Origin of the sequence: Marinovum sp., assembly GCF_048263515.1 — a bacterium.
Lineage (GTDB): Bacteria > Pseudomonadota > Alphaproteobacteria > Rhodobacterales > Rhodobacteraceae > Marinovum.
In genome coordinates this window covers 81493-97834 of the sequence record NZ_JBLXEC010000009.1, presented here as the reverse complement: position 1 = coordinate 97834, position 16342 = coordinate 81493, and the positions used below count along the sequence as shown (strand labels likewise).

The 16342-nt window shown below is 64.0% G+C and carries 17 protein-coding genes; 14 read left to right on the top strand and 3 right to left on the bottom strand.

All coding sequences use genetic code 11. From position 1 onward, the window contains the following. Positions 1 to 52: 52 nt before the first annotated feature. Positions 53 to 310: a DUF2842 domain-containing protein gene (locus tag ACN0SE_RS10695; RefSeq protein WP_417524504.1), complete on the bottom strand. Its 258-nt coding sequence runs from the start codon at positions 308 to 310 to the stop codon at positions 53 to 55. Between the two features lie 7 nt (positions 311 to 317). Next, positions 318 to 1613, bottom strand: coding sequence for an adenylosuccinate synthase (locus tag ACN0SE_RS10690; RefSeq protein WP_417524503.1), 1296 nt, complete (start codon positions 1611 to 1613; stop codon positions 318 to 320). Positions 1614 to 1788: 175 nt separating this feature from the next. On the opposite strand from ACN0SE_RS10690, the gene ACN0SE_RS10685 reads away from it, so the two are divergent. The 5 genes from ACN0SE_RS10685 (at position 1789) to ACN0SE_RS10665 (ending at position 6457) form a co-directional block, all read left to right on the top strand. Then, positions 1789 to 2184 carry a DUF6524 family protein gene (locus ACN0SE_RS10685; RefSeq protein WP_417524502.1) on the top strand — a complete coding sequence of 132 codons (396 nt, stop codon included), beginning with the start codon at positions 1789 to 1791 and terminating at the stop codon, positions 2182 to 2184. A gap of 294 nt (positions 2185 to 2478) precedes the next feature. Beyond that, positions 2479 to 2838 (top strand): preprotein translocase subunit SecG, encoded by a 360-nt coding sequence (gene secG, locus ACN0SE_RS10680; RefSeq protein WP_417524501.1) that lies wholly within the window; start codon positions 2479 to 2481, stop codon positions 2836 to 2838. A gap of 186 nt (positions 2839 to 3024) precedes the next feature. Beyond that, on the top strand, positions 3025 to 4668 hold the full coding sequence (locus ACN0SE_RS10675) for a CTP synthase (RefSeq protein ID WP_417524500.1): 1644 nt from the start codon (positions 3025 to 3027) through the stop codon (positions 4666 to 4668). A 422-nt stretch (positions 4669 to 5090) separates the two neighbouring features. Continuing rightward, positions 5091 to 5924: a matrixin family metalloprotease gene (locus ACN0SE_RS10670; protein ID WP_417524499.1), complete on the top strand. Its 834-nt coding sequence runs from the start codon at positions 5091 to 5093 to the stop codon at positions 5922 to 5924. Positions 5925 to 6052: 128 nt separating this feature from the next. Next, positions 6053 to 6457 carry a hypothetical protein gene (locus ACN0SE_RS10665; protein WP_417524498.1) on the top strand — a complete coding sequence of 135 codons (405 nt, stop codon included), beginning with the start codon at positions 6053 to 6055 and terminating at the stop codon, positions 6455 to 6457. 132 nt (positions 6458 to 6589) lie between these two features. Here ACN0SE_RS10665 and ACN0SE_RS10660 read toward each other — a convergent pair whose 3' ends face one another. Next, complete coding sequence (locus ACN0SE_RS10660; protein WP_417524497.1) at positions 6590 to 8548, bottom strand: bifunctional 2',3'-cyclic-nucleotide 2'-phosphodiesterase/3'-nucleotidase; 1959 nt, start codon at positions 8546 to 8548, stop codon at positions 6590 to 6592. 149 nt (positions 8549 to 8697) lie between these two features. On the opposite strand from ACN0SE_RS10660, the gene ACN0SE_RS10655 reads away from it, so the two are divergent. The 9 genes from ACN0SE_RS10655 to ACN0SE_RS10615 all read left to right on the top strand — a co-directional run bounded on the left by ACN0SE_RS10655 (position 8698) and on the right by ACN0SE_RS10615 (position 16334). Further along, positions 8698 to 9273, top strand: a complete 576-nt coding sequence (locus ACN0SE_RS10655) for a DUF6151 family protein (protein WP_417524496.1) — start codon at positions 8698 to 8700, stop codon at positions 9271 to 9273. 71 nt (positions 9274 to 9344) lie between these two features. Further along, positions 9345 to 9638: a DUF1330 domain-containing protein gene (locus ACN0SE_RS10650; RefSeq protein WP_417524495.1), complete on the top strand. Its 294-nt coding sequence runs from the start codon at positions 9345 to 9347 to the stop codon at positions 9636 to 9638. 3 nt (positions 9639 to 9641) lie between these two features. Continuing rightward, a complete protein-coding gene (locus ACN0SE_RS10645; protein WP_417524494.1) occupies positions 9642 to 10097 on the top strand; it encodes a TerB family tellurite resistance protein in 456 nt (151 codons plus the stop codon). Positions 10098 to 10795: 698 nt separating this feature from the next. Next, on the top strand, positions 10796 to 11233 hold the full coding sequence (locus ACN0SE_RS10640; RefSeq protein ID WP_417524493.1) for a TerB family tellurite resistance protein: 438 nt from the start codon (positions 10796 to 10798) through the stop codon (positions 11231 to 11233). Between the two features lie 139 nt (positions 11234 to 11372). After that, the gene (locus ACN0SE_RS10635) at positions 11373 to 12149 is read left to right on the top strand and encodes an ABC transporter ATP-binding protein (RefSeq protein ID WP_417524492.1); all 777 of its coding nucleotides are present in this window, start codon (positions 11373 to 11375) and stop codon (positions 12147 to 12149) included. Between the two features lie 26 nt (positions 12150 to 12175). Further along, entirely contained in the window at positions 12176 to 12904 is a 729-nt protein-coding gene (locus ACN0SE_RS10630) for a transporter substrate-binding domain-containing protein (protein ID WP_417524491.1), read from the top strand. A 103-nt stretch (positions 12905 to 13007) separates the two neighbouring features. Then, a complete protein-coding gene (locus ACN0SE_RS10625; RefSeq protein ID WP_417524556.1) occupies positions 13008 to 13892 on the top strand; it encodes an ABC transporter permease in 885 nt (294 codons plus the stop codon). A gap of 97 nt (positions 13893 to 13989) precedes the next feature. Further along, a complete protein-coding gene (locus ACN0SE_RS10620; RefSeq protein ID WP_417524490.1) occupies positions 13990 to 14796 on the top strand; it encodes an ABC transporter permease in 807 nt (268 codons plus the stop codon). A gap of 203 nt (positions 14797 to 14999) precedes the next feature. Next, a complete protein-coding gene (locus ACN0SE_RS10615; protein ID WP_417524555.1) occupies positions 15000 to 16334 on the top strand; it encodes a glutamine synthetase family protein in 1335 nt (444 codons plus the stop codon). Positions 16335 to 16342: the final 8 nt, after the last annotated feature.

Below are 16342 nucleotides of genomic sequence, written 5' to 3'. Positions count from 1 at the left end.
CCGGCGGGAAAATGCGCCTTTCGGCCAAGTAATTGCGCGCGTTTGTCCCGGCTCAGGCGCCGGGACCATTGCTGTCGTCACCCTCGGCGTCAGGGTCGGCCTGCCCCACGCCGCGGAAGACGTAGCGGAAGGGCAGCGCCCAGAGGAAGCCGAGACCGACGTAGACCAGCAGCTCGACCAGGATCGAGGGGCGGTCGAGCAGGTTCACGATGCTGACCGCCGCCACGATATAGAGCGGCAGGCCGATGAGCAGGATCACCAGCGTCCAGCGCCGCCGGGCCTTGTAGCTGAGACCTTTGCCAACCGCCATGACGATCTCAGTCCGCGAAGGGATCGGTGACGAGGATGGTGTCGTCCCGTTCCGGCGAGGTCGAGAGCAGCGCCACCGGGCATTGGATCAGCTCTTCGACCCGGCGCACGTATTTGATGGCGTTGGCCGGAAGGTCCGCCCAGCTGCGCGCGCCCTCGGTACTTTCGGACCAGCCGGGCATCTCCTCGTAGATCGGCGTGCAGCGCGCCTGCTGGTCGGCGGCGGTGGGCAGATAATCCAGCACTTCGCCGTCGAGATCGTAGCCGGTGCAGATCTTCAGCGTCTCGAAGCCGTCGAGCACGTCGAGCTTGGTGAGCGAGATACCGGTCACGCCCGAGGTGGCACAGGTCTGGCGCACCAGCGCGGCGTCGAACCAGCCACAACGGCGCTTGCGGCCGGTGGTGGTGCCGAACTCGTGGCCACGCTCGCCCAGACGCTGTCCGTCGGCGTCGTCGAGCTCGGTCGGGAACGGGCCTTCGCCAACGCGGGTGGTGTAGGCCTTGACGATGCCCAGCACGTAATCGATCGAACCAGGGCCGATGCCGACGCCGGTGGCCGCCTGCCCGGCGATCACGTTCGACGAGGTGACAAAGGGATAGGTGCCGAAATCGATGTCCAGAAGCGCGCCCTGGGCGCCTTCGAAGAGGATGCGTTTGCCGGCCTTGCGCTTCTCGTTCATCACCTTCCACACCGGGGCGGCATATTCGAGGATCTTCGGCGCGACCTCTTTCAGCAGGGCGATCAGACCGTCGCGGTCGATTGCCTCGATGCCCAGACCCTTGCGCAGCGGGTCATGGTGCTGCAGCGCCCGGTCGACGCGAGCTTCCAGCGTGGCGGGATCCGCCAGATCGGCGACGCGGATGGCGCGGCGGCCGACCTTGTCCTCATAGCAGGGCCCGATGCCGCGACCGGTGGTGCCGATCTTGGTGCCCTTCGAGGCCGCCTCTTCCCGCGCCCGGTCCAACTCGCCGTGATACGGCAGGATCAGCGGCGTGTTCTCGGCGATCATCAGCGTCTCGGGGGTGATCTCGACGCCCTGGGCACGGATCGTCTCGATCTCCTGCAAGAGGTGCCACGGATCGAGCACGACACCGTTGCCGATCACCGAGAGCTTGCCGCCGCGCACCACGCCCGAGGGCAGCGCATGCAGCTTGTAGACCTTGCCGTCGATGACAAGGGTGTGGCCCGCGTTGTGGCCACCCTGAAAGCGCGCGATCACATCGGCGCGTTCGCTGAGCCAGTCAACGATCTTGCCCTTACCTTCGTCGCCCCATTGTGCGCCGACCACGACAACATTGGCCATGTCACATCCCTTCGTTACGGTGCCAAACCCGCGCCGATATAGCGGCTGCCGCGCGGGGGCGAAACCGCGAAATGCATCCGCAGCCCGGCTTGGTGCGCTGCGCCCCTGCCCCGGCCGCTGGACAAGTCCCGCCAATCGGCTAGATGTGGTCCGGGTTTTTCTCAAAGAGGCCGTCATGGGTTTTCTCGTTCGCTGGGCCTTCGCCCTGGTGCTGGTCGCCGCCACCTTCAATCCCACCGAGATGAACTATCTCGGCTGGGCCCTGCGCAACTGGGACAGCCAGCTGCCGCTGGTGATCCTGCTGGGGCTGTTGCTGCTGGTGGGCTGGATCATCTACCTGCGCGCCACCCTGCGCTCGATCGGGGCCTTCGGCATGCTGCTGATCGCCACCATCGTCGCGGCTTTGCTCTGGGTGCTTTACGATGTCGGCGTGCTGACACTGGACAACCAGGCGCTCAACACCTGGCTGGGGATCCTGGCGCTCTCGGCGGTGCTGGGGATCGGGCTGAGCTGGTCGATCGTGCGGCGCAAGCTGTCTGGCCAGGCGGATGTGGACGACGTCGACGCCTGAGGGATCGCTGGTGCGTCTGGCTGGTGGCGGGAGATCGGGGGCGCTGCCCCCGTCCGGCAGGGCCGGACTCCCCCGAGGGTATTTTCGGCAAAAGGAAGAGGGGGGCGGGGTGCCTTGAGGTGTCTGCCGTGGGGTTTGGTGGTCGGATTGGCCGAAATCCAGTGATATGTTGGTGAGAGACGTCGGGGTCTGGCGCCGTCGTGCGAAGGCCGGCGCGCTCTTGCCGGGTTGCGGGTTGCGCGTGGGGATCTTTCCGCCTACATAGCCCGGCAACACGATACCCCGCGAGGCCCCATGGAAAACGTCGTCCTGATCATCCACCTGCTGTTGGCGCTGGCGCTGATTGGCGTTGTGCTCATGCAACGCTCGGAAGGCGGCGGCCTTGGCATGGGTGGCGGCGGCGGTGCCGTGGCCGGCCGGTCGGCGGCCACTGCCCTGGGCAAGGTCACCTGGATCCTTGCCGCGGCCTTCATCGTTACCTCGATCACCCTGACCATCATCGCGGCCCAGAACTCCGCCGGCAGCTCGGTCATCGACCGGCTGGTGCCCGCAGCCGAGACCGACGGCGATGCCGCGACCCCGGCCCTGCCCGGTGACGAACTTCTGCCGCCGTCGCAGGACGACACCGCGCCGCTGGTGCCCCGGGCCGACTGAGGCCCGGCCGGGCCTGCCCGGCACTCCACAATCCATTGAGATGCCTCGGCTGACCGCAACAGTATCTTGCGGTCGGCTTGTCAAATCCACGCGAATCCTGTAACGATGGACTCCCGTGGTACCGCGAGAATTTGGCCCCTGGCCGCGCGGTTCAATCGACGTTCGACTACGGGAGTTTCCTTCAGCATGGCGCGCTTTATCTTCATCACCGGCGGTGTTGTGTCTTCGCTTGGCAAGGGGCTGGCCTCGGCCGCGCTTGGTGCCCTGTTGCAGGCCCGCGGGTTCTCGGTGCGGCTGCGCAAGCTGGACCCCTATCTGAACGTCGATCCCGGCACCATGAGCCCCTTCGAGCACGGCGAAGTCTTTGTCACCGACGATGGCGCCGAGACCGATCTCGACCTCGGGCACTACGAGCGCTTTACCGGTGTGGCGGCGCGCAAGACGGATTCGGTATCCTCGGGCCGGATCTATTCCAACGTGCTGGAGAAGGAACGCCGCGGCGACTACCTCGGCAAGACCATCCAGGTGATCCCGCACGTCACCAACGAGATCAAGGATTTCATCTCGATCGGCGAGGACGAGGTCGATTTCATGCTCTGCGAGATCGGCGGCACCGTCGGCGACATCGAGGGCCTGCCCTTCTTCGAGGCGATCCGGCAGTTTTCCCAGGACAAGCCGCGCGGCCAGTGCATCTTCATGCACCTGACGCTGCTGCCCTATATCGCCGCCTCCGGCGAGCTGAAGACCAAGCCGACGCAGCACTCGGTCAAGGAACTGCGGTCGATCGGCATCGCGCCCGACATCCTGGTCTGCCGCTCCGAAGGGCCGATCCCGGCCAAGGAGCGCGAGAAGCTGGCGCTGTTCTGCAACGTGCGCCCCGAGGCGGTGATTGCCGCGCAGGACCTCTCGACGATCTATGACGCACCGCTGACCTATCATCGCGAGGGGCTGGACCAGGCGGTTCTGGATGCCTTCCAGATCTCCCCTGCCCCCAAGCCCGAGCTGAGCAAGTGGGAAGACGTCTCGGACCGCATCCACAACGCCGAGGGCGAAGTGCGCGTGGCGATCGTCGGCAAGTACACCCAGCTCGAAGATGCCTACAAATCCATCGCCGAGGCGCTGACCCATGGCGGCATTGCCAATCGGGTGCGGGTCAAGGTCGAATGGGTGGATGCGGAGCTCTTCGACCGCGAGGATCCGGCGATCCACCTGCAGGGCTTTCACGCCATCCTGGTGCCCGGCGGCTTCGGCGAGCGCGGCACCGAGGGCAAGATCAAGGCGGCGCAGTTCGCCCGCGAGCACAAGGTGCCCTATCTCGGCATCTGCCTCGGCATGCAGATGGCGGTGATCGAGGCGGCGCGGAATGTTGCCGGTGTCTCCGGCGCGGGCTCGGAAGAATTCGACCACGAGGCCGGCAAGCGGCGGTTCGAGCCGGTGGTCTATCACCTCAAGGAATGGGTGCAGGGCAATGCCAAGGTGCATCGCTCGGCCACCGACGACAAGGGCGGCACCATGCGGCTGGGCGCCTATGACGCAGCGCTGAAGGAAGGCTCGCGGGTGGCACAGGTCTATGGCACCCAGGAGATCGACGAGCGGCATCGTCACCGCTACGAGGTCGACATCAAGTACCGCGACCAGCTGGAGAAGCACGGGCTGGTGTTCTCGGGGATGTCGCCTGACGGGCGGCTGCCGGAGATCGTCGAATGGCAGGATCATCCCTGGTTCATCGGGGTGCAGTTCCACCCTGAGCTGAAGTCGAAGCCCTTCGAGCCGCATCCTCTGTTCAAGGACTTCGTGCGGGCTGCTAAGGATGTGTCGAGGTTGGTTTAAGACGGTCGGCTATCTTGGCGGGCCGTATGAGCCTCGATCGGCCCCTGCAAAGCTCATGCCTTACGCCATATTTTGACTTTGCCCGCGTCATTCGCGTGATCAACGCAACATAACCGCTCCCCGTGAACTTCCCCCGCAGTCTGATGAAGCGCCACGCTGACTTCCTGAATGCACATCGGCGTGGGTTTGTCTCTGCACGCATCCCTTAGCCCGAGACCTGAAGGGTGCTGCGGAAACAGCCATGACACAGAAACATGCCTCGGGTCCTATCGTCTCGCTCTGAAGGGTCTCAGATCACACCGCTCAATCTATTGGAGATCTTTCGATGCGTACTTCACGCAAAAGGTGCAATCCACCTCGGTAAAGTCGCGAAATTCTTGCTCTTATACACACATGTGTTACATTTCCGTTAAGCATCGCGCATGCGTTTTTTTGTTATTTCGCGCAACTTCAATTATTCATTCACAAAAAGGGGGATTATTGTGTTCAACAAGATCAAATTTGCTTTGGTCGGCGCTGGTGTTGCGTTGGCCTTGATGACGGGGTCGGCCAATGCGGCACCTATATCATCATCCGATTTCGTGCTGGGACCGACAACACCCGGGAAATGGGGATCTTCGGTAATGGGCACCGGGGCAAGCGTGACCTACAGCTTCATGAGCGCGGGCATTCCTACGGACGCGACGTCCACGACCGATCTCGACAGCCTGATGGGGCCCGGCACATTTAGCCTCTTCAAAACTATTGTCGAAAGCGCCTTTGCCGCCTGGTCCGCTGTGGCCGATCTGACGTTTTCCGAAGTTCCCGATGACGGTGCCCCCTTTAACACGACCCTGGGCTCTGGTGACATCCGAATTGGCGCGCATGCATTTGACGGCCCTGGTGGCACTTTGGCCCACGGTTTCTTTCCACCAGTGAACGGTGCTGTGTCAGCCGCGGGCGACATCCACTTCGACTCAGCTGAAATTTGGAAAGACGGTTTTGTCGGTCCTGGCTTCGACGTATTCCAGGTCATGACGCACGAATTGGGCCATGCATTGGGTCTTGCACACACAGCTGTTCCGGGTTCGCTGATGAATGAGTTCTACACTGAAGCGTTCAGCGGCCCGCAAGCTGACGACATTGCGGGGATGCAGTTCATCTACGGTGCACCAACGACGACACCGATCCCGGTTCCCGCAGCGTTGCCGCTTATGGGCTCCGCCTTTGCGGTGATGGGACTGTTTGGCTGGCGGCGTCGGCGCAACGCAGCCTGAGCGATCAAGACAATCTGATTTCTGATTCGGCCCGCCTTGTGCAAACATCGCGGGCCGAACCCTTTTCGCACCTTTTTGAAGGCACAATCATGTCATCATATTTGACACGTCGCACCATACTTACTGCGATGACCGCTCTTGCGGTCTTTTCCCACGGAGCACAGGCGATGTTTGCTGAACTCACCGATGTACAGTTAATTGAAACCTCGGAGATTATCGTTGTCGGCACCTTGGTCGAACAGTTAGAACTCCAATCCCCTTCTGGCCAATTGGAAGTCGGTCGGATCGAAGTCGAAACTGAACTAAAGAACGTTCAGAACACCCAGTCGGTCCTGCTTTTGCTGCCGCAGTCCATCATGCCGGTCGCGAGTGACACAATTACCTATGCAGTCGGAACAAAAGGCCTCTGGTTTCTGCGCCCACTGCCGAACATCGGAATGGACGTGCACGCTGCAGATCATCCCCAACGGTTCGTTCCGATGTCACAAGCCAAGGCGACCACCGACATGGTACGAAATCTTATAGGTAGATAGAACAGCTTCGGAACCACAAGTTTTCTTGAGCATTTCGACAGACGTGGTCGCTCCATGGTAGTTCGAGGCTTTCCCGAAAACTACCATGGCAACTGGCGACAATCTGCATTTTTCCCGCAGTACTTTTCCAGCCTACAACGAAATGCGGAACCGCGCGAAGCCGGTGTCCGACATCCCGGCCTCCTCGATCGTCACACCCGGTACGCTGTCGGCATAGGACGCCCCCGCCGGACCGGTCTCGAAGATCACCGTGGTGCCCTCCATCGGCGCGAAGGACCAGTTGCCGTCGGCGCGCGGGCTGACGGTGCCTTTCTCGACGATGTAGCGCACGATCACGTCGCGGTTGGTGTCGGGCCCCTCGAAAATCGTGGTCTCGGGCGAGGCGCCCGGGAAAGACCCGCCGCCACCGGCGCGATAGTTGTTGGACGCGATGATGAACTCCTGGCCTGGATCGATCGGCTCGCCATTGTAGGCCAGGTTCACGATCCGGCTGGCCTCGGGGTTGATCAACTCGCCCTTGGGGCCGAACTTCGACGGCTGGCTCAGGTCGATCTGATAGGTCACCCCGTCCATGACGTCGAAATTGTAGCTCGGGAACTCGGGGTTCAGCAGCACCGCATCCTCGGCCCCGGGCTCGATCTGGTTGAACATCCCGGCCGACCGCTCGAGCCAGTCCTTGACCTCGGCCCCGGTCACCTTCACCGCGCGCACGGTGTTGGGATAGAGATAGAGGTCGGCGACGTTCTTGATCGCCACATCCCCCACCGCGACATCGGTGTAATACTCGGGGCCACCACGGCCACCGGCCTTGAACGGCGCCGCGGCCGAGAGGATCGGCAGGCCCTCGTACTCGGTGCCCTGCATCATCTGCTCGATATACCAGGTCTGGGCGTTGGACACGATCTGCACCGAGGGATCATCGGCCACCAGCGCGAAATAGCTGTGCAGCGGCGCGTCGGTCTTGCCGACGGCGCGGCGGACATAGGCCAGCGTCTCCTGATGCTCCTGCTCGGCGGCCGCCAGCACTTCGTCGACGCTGTCCACCGTAGGCGTGATCGAACGATCCTCGCCCCGGGTGTAGATCGGCCGCGCCTCGGAGGTATGCGACAGCACCCGCCAGCCGTTGCCGTCACGCTCGATCATCAGATCGATCAGCCCCATGTGCGAGCCCCAGAAGCCGCCCATGACGGCGGGCTTGCCCATGATCGTGCCCTTTTCGACATCGAGACCGGCGAAATCGGCATAGGTCGAGGACGGGAAGACAAGGTGGCTGTGGCCGGTGAGGATGGCGTCGATGCCCTCGACCGCGGCCAAGGGCACCGAGGCGTTCTCCATGCCTTCGGCATGATCCGCCGCACCGATGCCGGAGTGCGAGAGCGCCACCACCAGATCGCAGCCCGCTTCGCGCATCTGCGGCACATAGGCCCTGGCGGTCTCGACGATGTCGCGCGCCTGGACGTTGCCCTCCAGATGGCGGCGGTCCCAGTTCATCACCTGCGGCGGAACAAAGCCGATCAGGCCGACCTTGATCGGATGTTCCTCGCCCGCTCCGTCTGTGACCTTGTGGTCGAGGATCACGTAGGGCGGCAGCAGGGTCTCGTCTTCGGTCGGGCTGGCGCCCATGGACTTGGCGATATTGGCGCAGACCACCGGGAAGTTCGCCCCGGCCAGCGATTTCTCGAGGAAGGACAGACCGTAGTTGAATTCGTGGTTGCCCAGCGTCGAGGCATCAAAGCCCAGCGCATTCATCGCGGCGATCACCGGATGCATGTCGCCTTCCTTCATGCCGCGCTCATAGGCGATGTAATCGCCCATCGGGTTGCCCTGCAGGAAATCGCCGTTGTCGATCAGCAGCGCATTGGTCGCTTCAGCGCGGACATTGTTGATCAGCGCGGCGGTGCGGGCCAGGCCCACGGTGTCGATCGGCTTGTCGGCGTAATAATCATAGGGAAAGACGTGGACGTGCAGGTCGGTGGTTTCCATGATCCGCAGATGCGCCTGATTGGCAGCGGCGCGAAGCGAGAACGGGTGCAGCGCGACCAGGCCGGCGGTGCCGGCAAGAAAGCCGCGGCGGGACAGTGTGAAAGCCATGAAGATACTCCCTGAGACGTGTTTTTGGATTGTTATGCCGAGAGCCTAGCACCATGGCCTGATTCCGCAAAAGAACCATGACAGGCTTCCGTCGGGTCGGGCGGAGGACCGCGCTTGCGCGGCCCGGGGACTGCGCCTAACCTGCCGTCATGACCGCGACATTCTCCTGTTCCTGTGGCGCCACCGAATGGCATGTGACCGCGCCCCGCCGGGGCACGCGGCTGGTGTGTTATTGCGCCGATTGTCAGAGCTTTGCCCGCCACTTGGGCGCCGATATCCTGACCGAGGCCGGCGGTACCGACCTGTTGCAGGCCGCGCCGTCGCAGGTGACTTTCGTGCGCGGTGCCGAGAATCTGGCGCTGCTCAAGCTCTCGCCCAAGGGGCTCTGCCGCTGGCACACGTCGTGCTGCAACACGCCGGTGGCCAATACGCTGAAATCGGCCAAACTGCCGTTTGCCTCGCTGATGTGCGCAGCGCATCAGGGCGAGGACAAGGCTCTGGGTCCGGTGCGGGCGCATGTGAACACCGTCTGGGCCAAGGGGGCCGGCAAGCCCGCCAAGGACAAGGGGCTGGGCCGGATGGTCATTGCCTTTGCCCAGCGGCTGCTGGCCGAGCGGGTTTCCGGGCGCTGGCAGCAGACGCCGTTCTTTGCCCCGCCGGACTGGGCGCCGGTGGCCGAACCGCATGTGATCAGCAAGACCGAGCGGCTCAGGGCACGGCCCTGAGGGCGTTTGATGAGCCGCGCTTGACAGACTGAGGGTCCCGCGTCAGGGTTTTCGTAACGGGGGGACAGGCGATGGCAAAAGGCTACTGGGTGGTACAGGTCGACGTGGCCGATCCCGAGGCTTACGCCGTCTATCGCTCCAGTGTCGGCCCGTCGCTCGAGGCGTTCGGTGGCAGGTTCATCGTCCGCGCCGGCGCTCAGGAGACGCCCGAGGGTCGCGCGAGACCCCGCACTGTCATCATCGAATTTCCCTCATATCAGGCCGCGCGCGACTGTTACGACAGCCCGGCCTATCAAGAGGTCCGGGCGCTGCGTCTTGCCGCCTCAGAGGCGGATTTCACTCTGGTAGAAGGCTGTGACCCCTAACCCATGACCCATATCATCGACCGTCTCACCCGGTATTTCAGCGGCGACAAACCGCGCGACCAGCCGCTGCCAGAGCTTGACGCCGCCCATGCGCTTGGCGCGCTGCTGGTGCGGGTGGCCAAGGCCGATCACGCCTATCTGTTCGAGGAACTCGAGCAGATCGACCGCATCCTCGCCCATCGCAACGGGCTCAACCCTGTGGCGGCGGCCAAGATGCGGGCGGAATGCGAAAGGCTCGAGGCGGCGGTGCCGGAGACGCCGGATTTCGTGGCCAAGCTGCAGGAGGCCGTCGACTACGAGGACCGTCGCAAGATCGCCGAGGCGCTCTGGGCGGTGGTGATCTCCGACGGCGTGCGCGAAGAGCACGAGGTGGCGCTGGTCGAGGTGATCGAGGACATGCTGGGCGTGTCGGAAGACCACAGCCAGGAAGCCAGGGCGGCGGCGGAGAGCATTCGCTGAGGGGTGGCGGTGTGGCCGTTTGAGGTGAGCCGCGCATCGCCGGGCCGCGGTGCGGCGATCGTCGGTGGGTTCGGCGGTGTTTTATGGTGGCCAAATCCGCAAAAGACCTGATCGGCGCGCTCACGCCAACCCAATCGCCGTGCCGGTGGGCGGCCCGTCATGCCGAAGGCATGCCTCTGGCATGACACGCGGCGGCTTGCGGCCGCTGTCAACGCGCTCGGTGCTTCAATCGCAAACGGCTGAGGTGAGCCGTGCAGCGACGGGCCGCGGTGCGGCGATCAACCTTCAGTTCGGCAGCGCTTTATCCCAGCCACTTCCGCAAAAGATCGGATCGACGCGCCTACGCCAACCAAATCGCCGTGCCGGGGGGCGGCCCGGCGATGCGCGGCGGCTTGCAGCCGCTGTTAACGCGCTGGGGCTTCAAACATGCGTCGTCGACGTGAGCCGCGCAGCGAGGGGCCGCGGTACGGCGACCCTCGCTCAGTTCAGCAGCGCTTTATCCCGGCCAAATCCGCAAAAGATCGGATCGGGGCGCTCACGCCAGCCAAATCGCCGTGCCGAGGGGCGGCCCGCCACGCCGAAGGCATGCCTCCGGCATGATGCGCGGCGGCTTGCAGCCGCTGTCAACGCGCTTGGTGCATCCATCACCGGCCCCATATCCCCTTTGCCCTCCCCGATCTTCCGCCTATATCTCCCGAATGTTCGCTGATTTCCTCAAACGGCTGACCCAGCCCGAGCCCGCCCAATTGCCAGACGAAGACGCCCGCCTCGCGCTTACCGCGCTTCTGGTCCGGGTGGCGCGGTCTGACGAAAGCTATGACGCCGACGAACGCGCCCTGATCGACAGGATCGCGGCCGAGCGCTATGGCCTCTCGCCCTTCGAGGCCAGCGCCCTGCGCGGCCACGCCGAACAGCTGGAATCCGAGGCCCCCGACACCGTCCGCTTTACCCGCGCGATCAAGGATTCGGTGCCCTTCGAGGCGCGCATCGGCGTGATCGAGGCGCTCTGGCAGGTGGTGCTGGCCGATGGCGAACGCGACGAGGCCGAGGATGCGCTTCTGCGGATGGTGGCACCGCTCCTGGGCATCAGCGATGTCGACAGCGCCATGGCCCGGCAGCGCGTCGCCAAGGACTGAAGAGCCCCCTCGCCGTCAAATTCAGCCCTGCCGTGACGGCACCTCCGCCGGTTTCGGCGCAGATCCGCCGTTTTGCAAGTTGCATGACGGGCGATTTTCCGCCCTATTACGGGGAACCTTCACTCACAGAATGCCCATCGTGACAGACCAGACCCCCGTCATCGAGATCCGCGACCTTCACAAGAGCTACGGCCAGCTCGAGGTGCTCAAGGGCGTGTCGATCACGGCGCACCGGGGCGAGGTGATCTCGCTGATCGGCTCTTCGGGCTCGGGCAAATCGACCCTGCTGCGCTGCGCCAACCTGCTGGAAGACAGCCAGCAGGGCGAGATCCTGTTCAAGGGCGAACCGGTGCGCTGGAAGGGCCAGGGACTGGCCCGCCGGCCCAGCGATCCGAAACAGGTGCTGCGCATCCGCACCAACCTCAGCATGGTGTTCCAGCAGTTCAACCTCTGGGCCCATATGACCATCCTGCAGAACGTGATGGAGGCGCCGGTGACGGTGCTGGGCTGCGACCGTGCCGAGGTGGAGGCGCGCGCGCGGCGCTATCTCGACAAGGTGGGCATCGGTGACAAATGCGACGCCTACCCGGCGCAGCTGTCGGGCGGCCAGCAGCAGCGCGCGGCGATTGCCCGCGGGCTCTGCATGGAGCCCGAGGCGCTGCTCTTCGACGAACCCACCAGCGCGCTCGATCCCGAGCTCGAACAGGAGGTCGTCAAGGTCATCAAGGACCTGGCCAGCGAGGGCCGGACCATGCTGATCGTGACCCATGACATGAAGATGGCCCATGACGTGAGCGACCACGTGGTCTTTCTCCACCAGGGCCTGATCGAAGAAGAAGGCGCGCCGGAGACACTCTTCGGCGCACCCAAATCCGAGCGGTTGCGGGGATTTCTGTCCTCGACACAAGCCGCCTGAACCTACCAACCAAGGGAGCATCACTCATGAAACTTTTCCTGACCGGAACCGCCGCCCTGGCGCTGACCGCCAGCATGGCCTTTGCCGCCAGCCATTCCGAAACCGTCCGCCTGGGCACCGAGGGCGCCTACCCTCCGTTCAACTTCCTCAATGACGCGGGCGAGGTCGACGGGTTCGAGCGCGAGGTCGGCGACGAGCTCTGCAAACGTGCCGAGATGACCTGTGAATGGGTCACCAACGAGTGGGATTCGATCATCCCCAACCTCGTCTCGGGCAACTACGACGCGATCATCGCCGGCATGTCGATCACCGAGGAACGCGCCGAGGTGATCGATTTCACCCAGAACTACACCCAGCCTGATCCCTCGGGCTATCTCGGCATGGCCGGCGCGTCGGTCGATCCCGCAGGCGCGGTGATCGCCGCCCAGGCCGGTACCATCCAGGCCGCGCATGTGGCCGAGATGGGCGCGACCCTGCTGGAATTTGCCAACCCCGAGGAAACCATCGGCGCGGTGCGTGACGGCGAGGCCGACGCGGTGCTGGCCGACAAGTCCTTCCTCGCACCTTATGCCGAGGAAAACGCCGAGCTCGACTGGGTGGCCGAAGACGTGCTGCTGGGTGGCGGCATCGGCATGGGCTTCCGCAAGAGCGACACCGAGCTGCGCGACAAGTTCGACGCGGCGATCCAGTCGATGAAGGACGACGGCTCGCTCAATGCGCTGATCGAGAAATGGGAGGTCGGCGAGACCTTCTGATCCGCTGACACTCCGCTTGTCGCCCCGCGCCCTGCGCCCGGGGCGGCGAGCTTGTTAAACCCGGACGGGCCCGCCGGCCCGTCCACCTCGCGGGAGAGGCGTCATTTTCAGCTATTGTGCAGAACCGGAGTTGCTTGAGGGCCTCCGCTGGCTGTCGTGCTACCTGACGACGGGCAAGCACATGGCCTTTTATGGCTCCTTCGGCACGGTGCTGCTGCTTCTGGCGATCACCGCGCCGGTGGCGCTGGGCTTCGGCTTTCTGGGCGCGATGTCGGCGCGCAGCCATATCTTTCCGCTGAACTGGATCGGCCGCACCTATATCGCCATCGTGCGCGGTGTGCCGGATATCGCGTTTTTCCTGTTTTTCGTCATTGCGCTCGACCAGGGCTTCGAATGGCTGCGCCACCAGGTGCTCTGCCCCGGCTGGGACCAGCCGATCCGTCAGGGCAATGATTTCGTGGTCTGCGACGCGGCCAAGCTGCCGCTTGGCACCGCACCGCAGTGGATTCACGAGACCTATGGGTTTCTGCTGGCGGTGCTGACCTTTGCCATCGTCTTTGGCGCATTCGCCGCCAATGTGCTGTTTGGCGCCATGCGTGCGGTGCCGCGGGCACAGATCGAGACGGCGGAGGCCTATGGCATGACCCGCCGCCAGAGCTTCTGGCGCATCCTCGTGCCGCAGATGTGGGTCTATGCCCTGCCCGGCCTGTCGAACCTCTGGATGGTGCTGATCAAGGCGACGCCGCTGCTGTTCCTGCTGGGCGTCGAGGACATCGTCTATTGGGCGCGAGAGCTGGGCGGCACCAAGAACCCGCGGTTCACCGAGTATCCGCATGGCGACTGGCGGATGTGGTATTTCCTGGCGCTGCTGGTGTTCTACCTGGGCTTCACCAAGGTGTCGGAGGTGGTGCTGGACCGGGTGATGAAGCGGCTGACCCATGGACAGGCCACGTCCGGTGGCGAAGCGCAGAGAAAGGCCGCGGCATGAGCTGGGCTGGCGGTATCATGGGGGCCCTGCCCCCGTCGCCTCTGGCGACTCCCCCGAGGGTATTTTCGGCAAGAGGAAGCTGCAGGGGGTGTGCGGCATGAGTTGCTGGGAGACCATTGCCGATTATGCGCTGCGCTCGGTGGGTGTGGGCGAGCGGCTGTTGCCGCGGTCGGATTTCACCCTGTGCCAGCAGGTGGTGCTGATCGGTTCGGGGATGATCTGGAACGTCTATTTCGGGGTGCTGGCGCTTTTTGCCGGGTTCTTCCTGGCCACGGCGGTGGCGTTGGGCAAGGCGGCGCAGAGCCCGGTGCTGCGCAAGCCGGCGGAGTGGTTCATCTTTCTGTTCCGGGGCTCGCCGCTCTTCATCCAGTTCTTCTTTGCCTATTTCCTGTTCCTGTCTCTGAAACAGGTGGCGCCCTTCTTCACGCCGCTGACCTCGGCCTGGGCCGGGGCGCTGGTGGTGCTGTTTCTCAATACCGCGGCCTATTCCGGCGAGATCTTCTATGGTGCGCTCTTGTCGATCCCCAAGGGCGATACCGAGGCGGCGGATGCCTACGGGTTTTCCGGCTGGACACGGTTTCGGCGGATCATCTGGCCAACCATGCTGCGGCTGGCCTGGCCGGCTTATACCAACGAGGCGATCTTTCTGTTTCACGCCACCACGCTGGTCTATTTCTCGGGGTTTCCGGCGTTCCAGCAGCGGGGAGATGCGCTCTATTATGCCAATTACTTCGCTGACAAGACCTTCAACCCCTTTGTGCCCTACCCGATCCTGGCGGGCTATTTCATCCTGCTGACGCTGGCGCTGATCACCCTCTTCGGGCTGATCAACCGGTGGCTCAACCGGCATCTGCCGCAGGAGCGGCGGGAGAAGATGAAGCTGCGGTTGACCCTGATGCGCTGAGCCGTCCCGGGCGCCGAGCGGGAGCTTCTGGGCAGGCGGTGAGGCCCCGGATCAGGTCCGGGGCGGCGTTGGCTGTACTTGGGGGCGGAGGGCTCCTTTGGCTTGCGTCCGGCGACATTTCCCGCTTGCCAAACCGGGGGGCGGGTCGCTATCCATAATTTGATCAAATTATTCAACCAAGGTGCCCCATGTCCGGCAATGCAATGAAATCCTGGCTGCGCAAGAACCCCCAGGTGCGCACGATCCGTGTCGCCGCCGCCGACCTCAATGGTCAGCCGCGCGGCAAGCGGGTGCCGGTGCGTTTCGCCGACAAGGTGGTGGAGAGCGGCACGCGCTTTCCGGTCTCGGTGCTTAATCTCGACATCTGGGGCGAGGATATCGACGACAGCCCGCTGGTGTTCGAAAGCGGCGATCGCGATGGCGTGCTGCTGCCCACCGAGCGCGGCTTTCTGCCGATGCCCTGGCTCGAGGCACCCACGGCCCTGCTGCCGATCTGGATGTTCCGCGAGGATGGCTCACCCTACGAGGGCGACCCGCGCCATGCGCTGAAGCGCGTGCTCGATCGCTACAAGGCCAAGGGGCTGACGCCCGTCGTCGCGGTGGAGCTGGAATTCTACCTGATCGATGACAGCGGCCGGTCGCTGCAGGTGCCGGTGAGCGAACGCTCCGGCAAGCGGCGCAAGGCGGCGGAAACCATGTCGATCCGCGCGCTCGACAGTTTCGACCAGTTCTTTACCGATCTCTACGATGCCTGCGAAGAGATGGACATTCCCGCCGATACCGCGATTTCGGAGGCCGGTCTCGGGCAGTTCGAGATCAATCTGATGCATTCCGACGACGCGCTGCGCGCCGCCGATGATGCCTGGCTGTTCAAATGGCTGGTCAAGGGTCTGGCGCGGCGGCACGGCTTTGCCGCGTCCTTCATGGCCAAGCCTTATGACGATTACGCGGGCTCGGGGCTGCACACGCATTTCTCGGTGCTGGACGAGAACGGCGACAATATTTTTGACGACGGCGGCGACAAGGGCACCGACGTGCTGCGCCATGCCATCGGCGGCTGTCTCGATGCCATGGCCGACAGCGCGCTGGTCTTTGCGCCGCATCACAATTCCTATGACCGGCTGGTGCCCGAGGCGCATGCCCCGACCGGCATCTGCTGGGCCTACGAGAACCGCACGGCGGCGGTGCGCGTACCTTCTGGCGATCACCGGGCCCGGCGGATCGAGCACCGGGTGGCGGGGGGTGACGTGAACCCCTACCTGATGCTGGCGGTCATCCTCGGCGCGGCGATGAACGGCATGGAGGATGCGATCGAACCCGCTGATCCGATTACCGGCAATGCCTATGCGCTTGACCTGCCGCGGATTCCGGCCACATGGGTTGGGGCGATGGATGCCTTCGAGGGCAGCGAGCACATCCGCCGGATCTTTGCCCCCGAGATCATCCGCAACTTCCTGCTGACCAAGCGGCAGGAGGCCCATTACATGGAAGAATTGAGTGAAACGGAGCGAGTCGAGATCTACCTCGACACGGTCTAAGCATACAG

Excerpts from the sequence above, each read along its gene's own strand:
- ACN0SE_RS10670 (WP_417524499.1), top strand. The coding sequence starts at position 5,091 with ATGCGTTTTTTTGTTATTTCGCGCAACTTCAATTATTCATTCACAAAA.
- ACN0SE_RS10620 (WP_417524490.1), top strand. The coding sequence starts at position 13,990 with ATGAGTTGCTGGGAGACCATTGCCGATTATGCGCTGCGCTCGGTGGGT.
- ACN0SE_RS10690 (WP_417524503.1), bottom strand. The coding sequence starts at position 1,613 with ATGGCCAATGTTGTCGTGGTCGGCGCACAATGGGGCGACGAAGGTAAG.
- ACN0SE_RS10675 (WP_417524500.1), top strand. The coding sequence starts at position 3,025 with ATGGCGCGCTTTATCTTCATCACCGGCGGTGTTGTGTCTTCGCTTGGC.
- ACN0SE_RS10650 (WP_417524495.1), top strand. The coding sequence starts at position 9,345 with ATGGCAAAAGGCTACTGGGTGGTACAGGTCGACGTGGCCGATCCCGAG.
- ACN0SE_RS10630 (WP_417524491.1), top strand. The coding sequence starts at position 12,176 with ATGAAACTTTTCCTGACCGGAACCGCCGCCCTGGCGCTGACCGCCAGC.
- ACN0SE_RS10660 (WP_417524497.1), bottom strand. The coding sequence starts at position 8,548 with ATGGCTTTCACACTGTCCCGCCGCGGCTTTCTTGCCGGCACCGCCGGC.
- ACN0SE_RS10655 (WP_417524496.1), top strand. The coding sequence starts at position 8,698 with ATGACCGCGACATTCTCCTGTTCCTGTGGCGCCACCGAATGGCATGTG.
- ACN0SE_RS10665 (WP_417524498.1), top strand. The coding sequence starts at position 6,053 with ATGACCGCTCTTGCGGTCTTTTCCCACGGAGCACAGGCGATGTTTGCT.
- ACN0SE_RS10695 (WP_417524504.1), bottom strand. The coding sequence starts at position 310 with ATGGCGGTTGGCAAAGGTCTCAGCTACAAGGCCCGGCGGCGCTGGACG.
- ACN0SE_RS10645 (WP_417524494.1), top strand. The coding sequence starts at position 9,642 with ATGACCCATATCATCGACCGTCTCACCCGGTATTTCAGCGGCGACAAA.
- ACN0SE_RS10640 (WP_417524493.1), top strand. The coding sequence starts at position 10,796 with ATGTTCGCTGATTTCCTCAAACGGCTGACCCAGCCCGAGCCCGCCCAA.
- secG (WP_417524501.1), top strand. The coding sequence starts at position 2,479 with ATGGAAAACGTCGTCCTGATCATCCACCTGCTGTTGGCGCTGGCGCTG.
- ACN0SE_RS10615 (WP_417524555.1), top strand. The coding sequence starts at position 15,000 with ATGAAATCCTGGCTGCGCAAGAACCCCCAGGTGCGCACGATCCGTGTC.
- ACN0SE_RS10685 (WP_417524502.1), top strand. The coding sequence starts at position 1,789 with ATGGGTTTTCTCGTTCGCTGGGCCTTCGCCCTGGTGCTGGTCGCCGCC.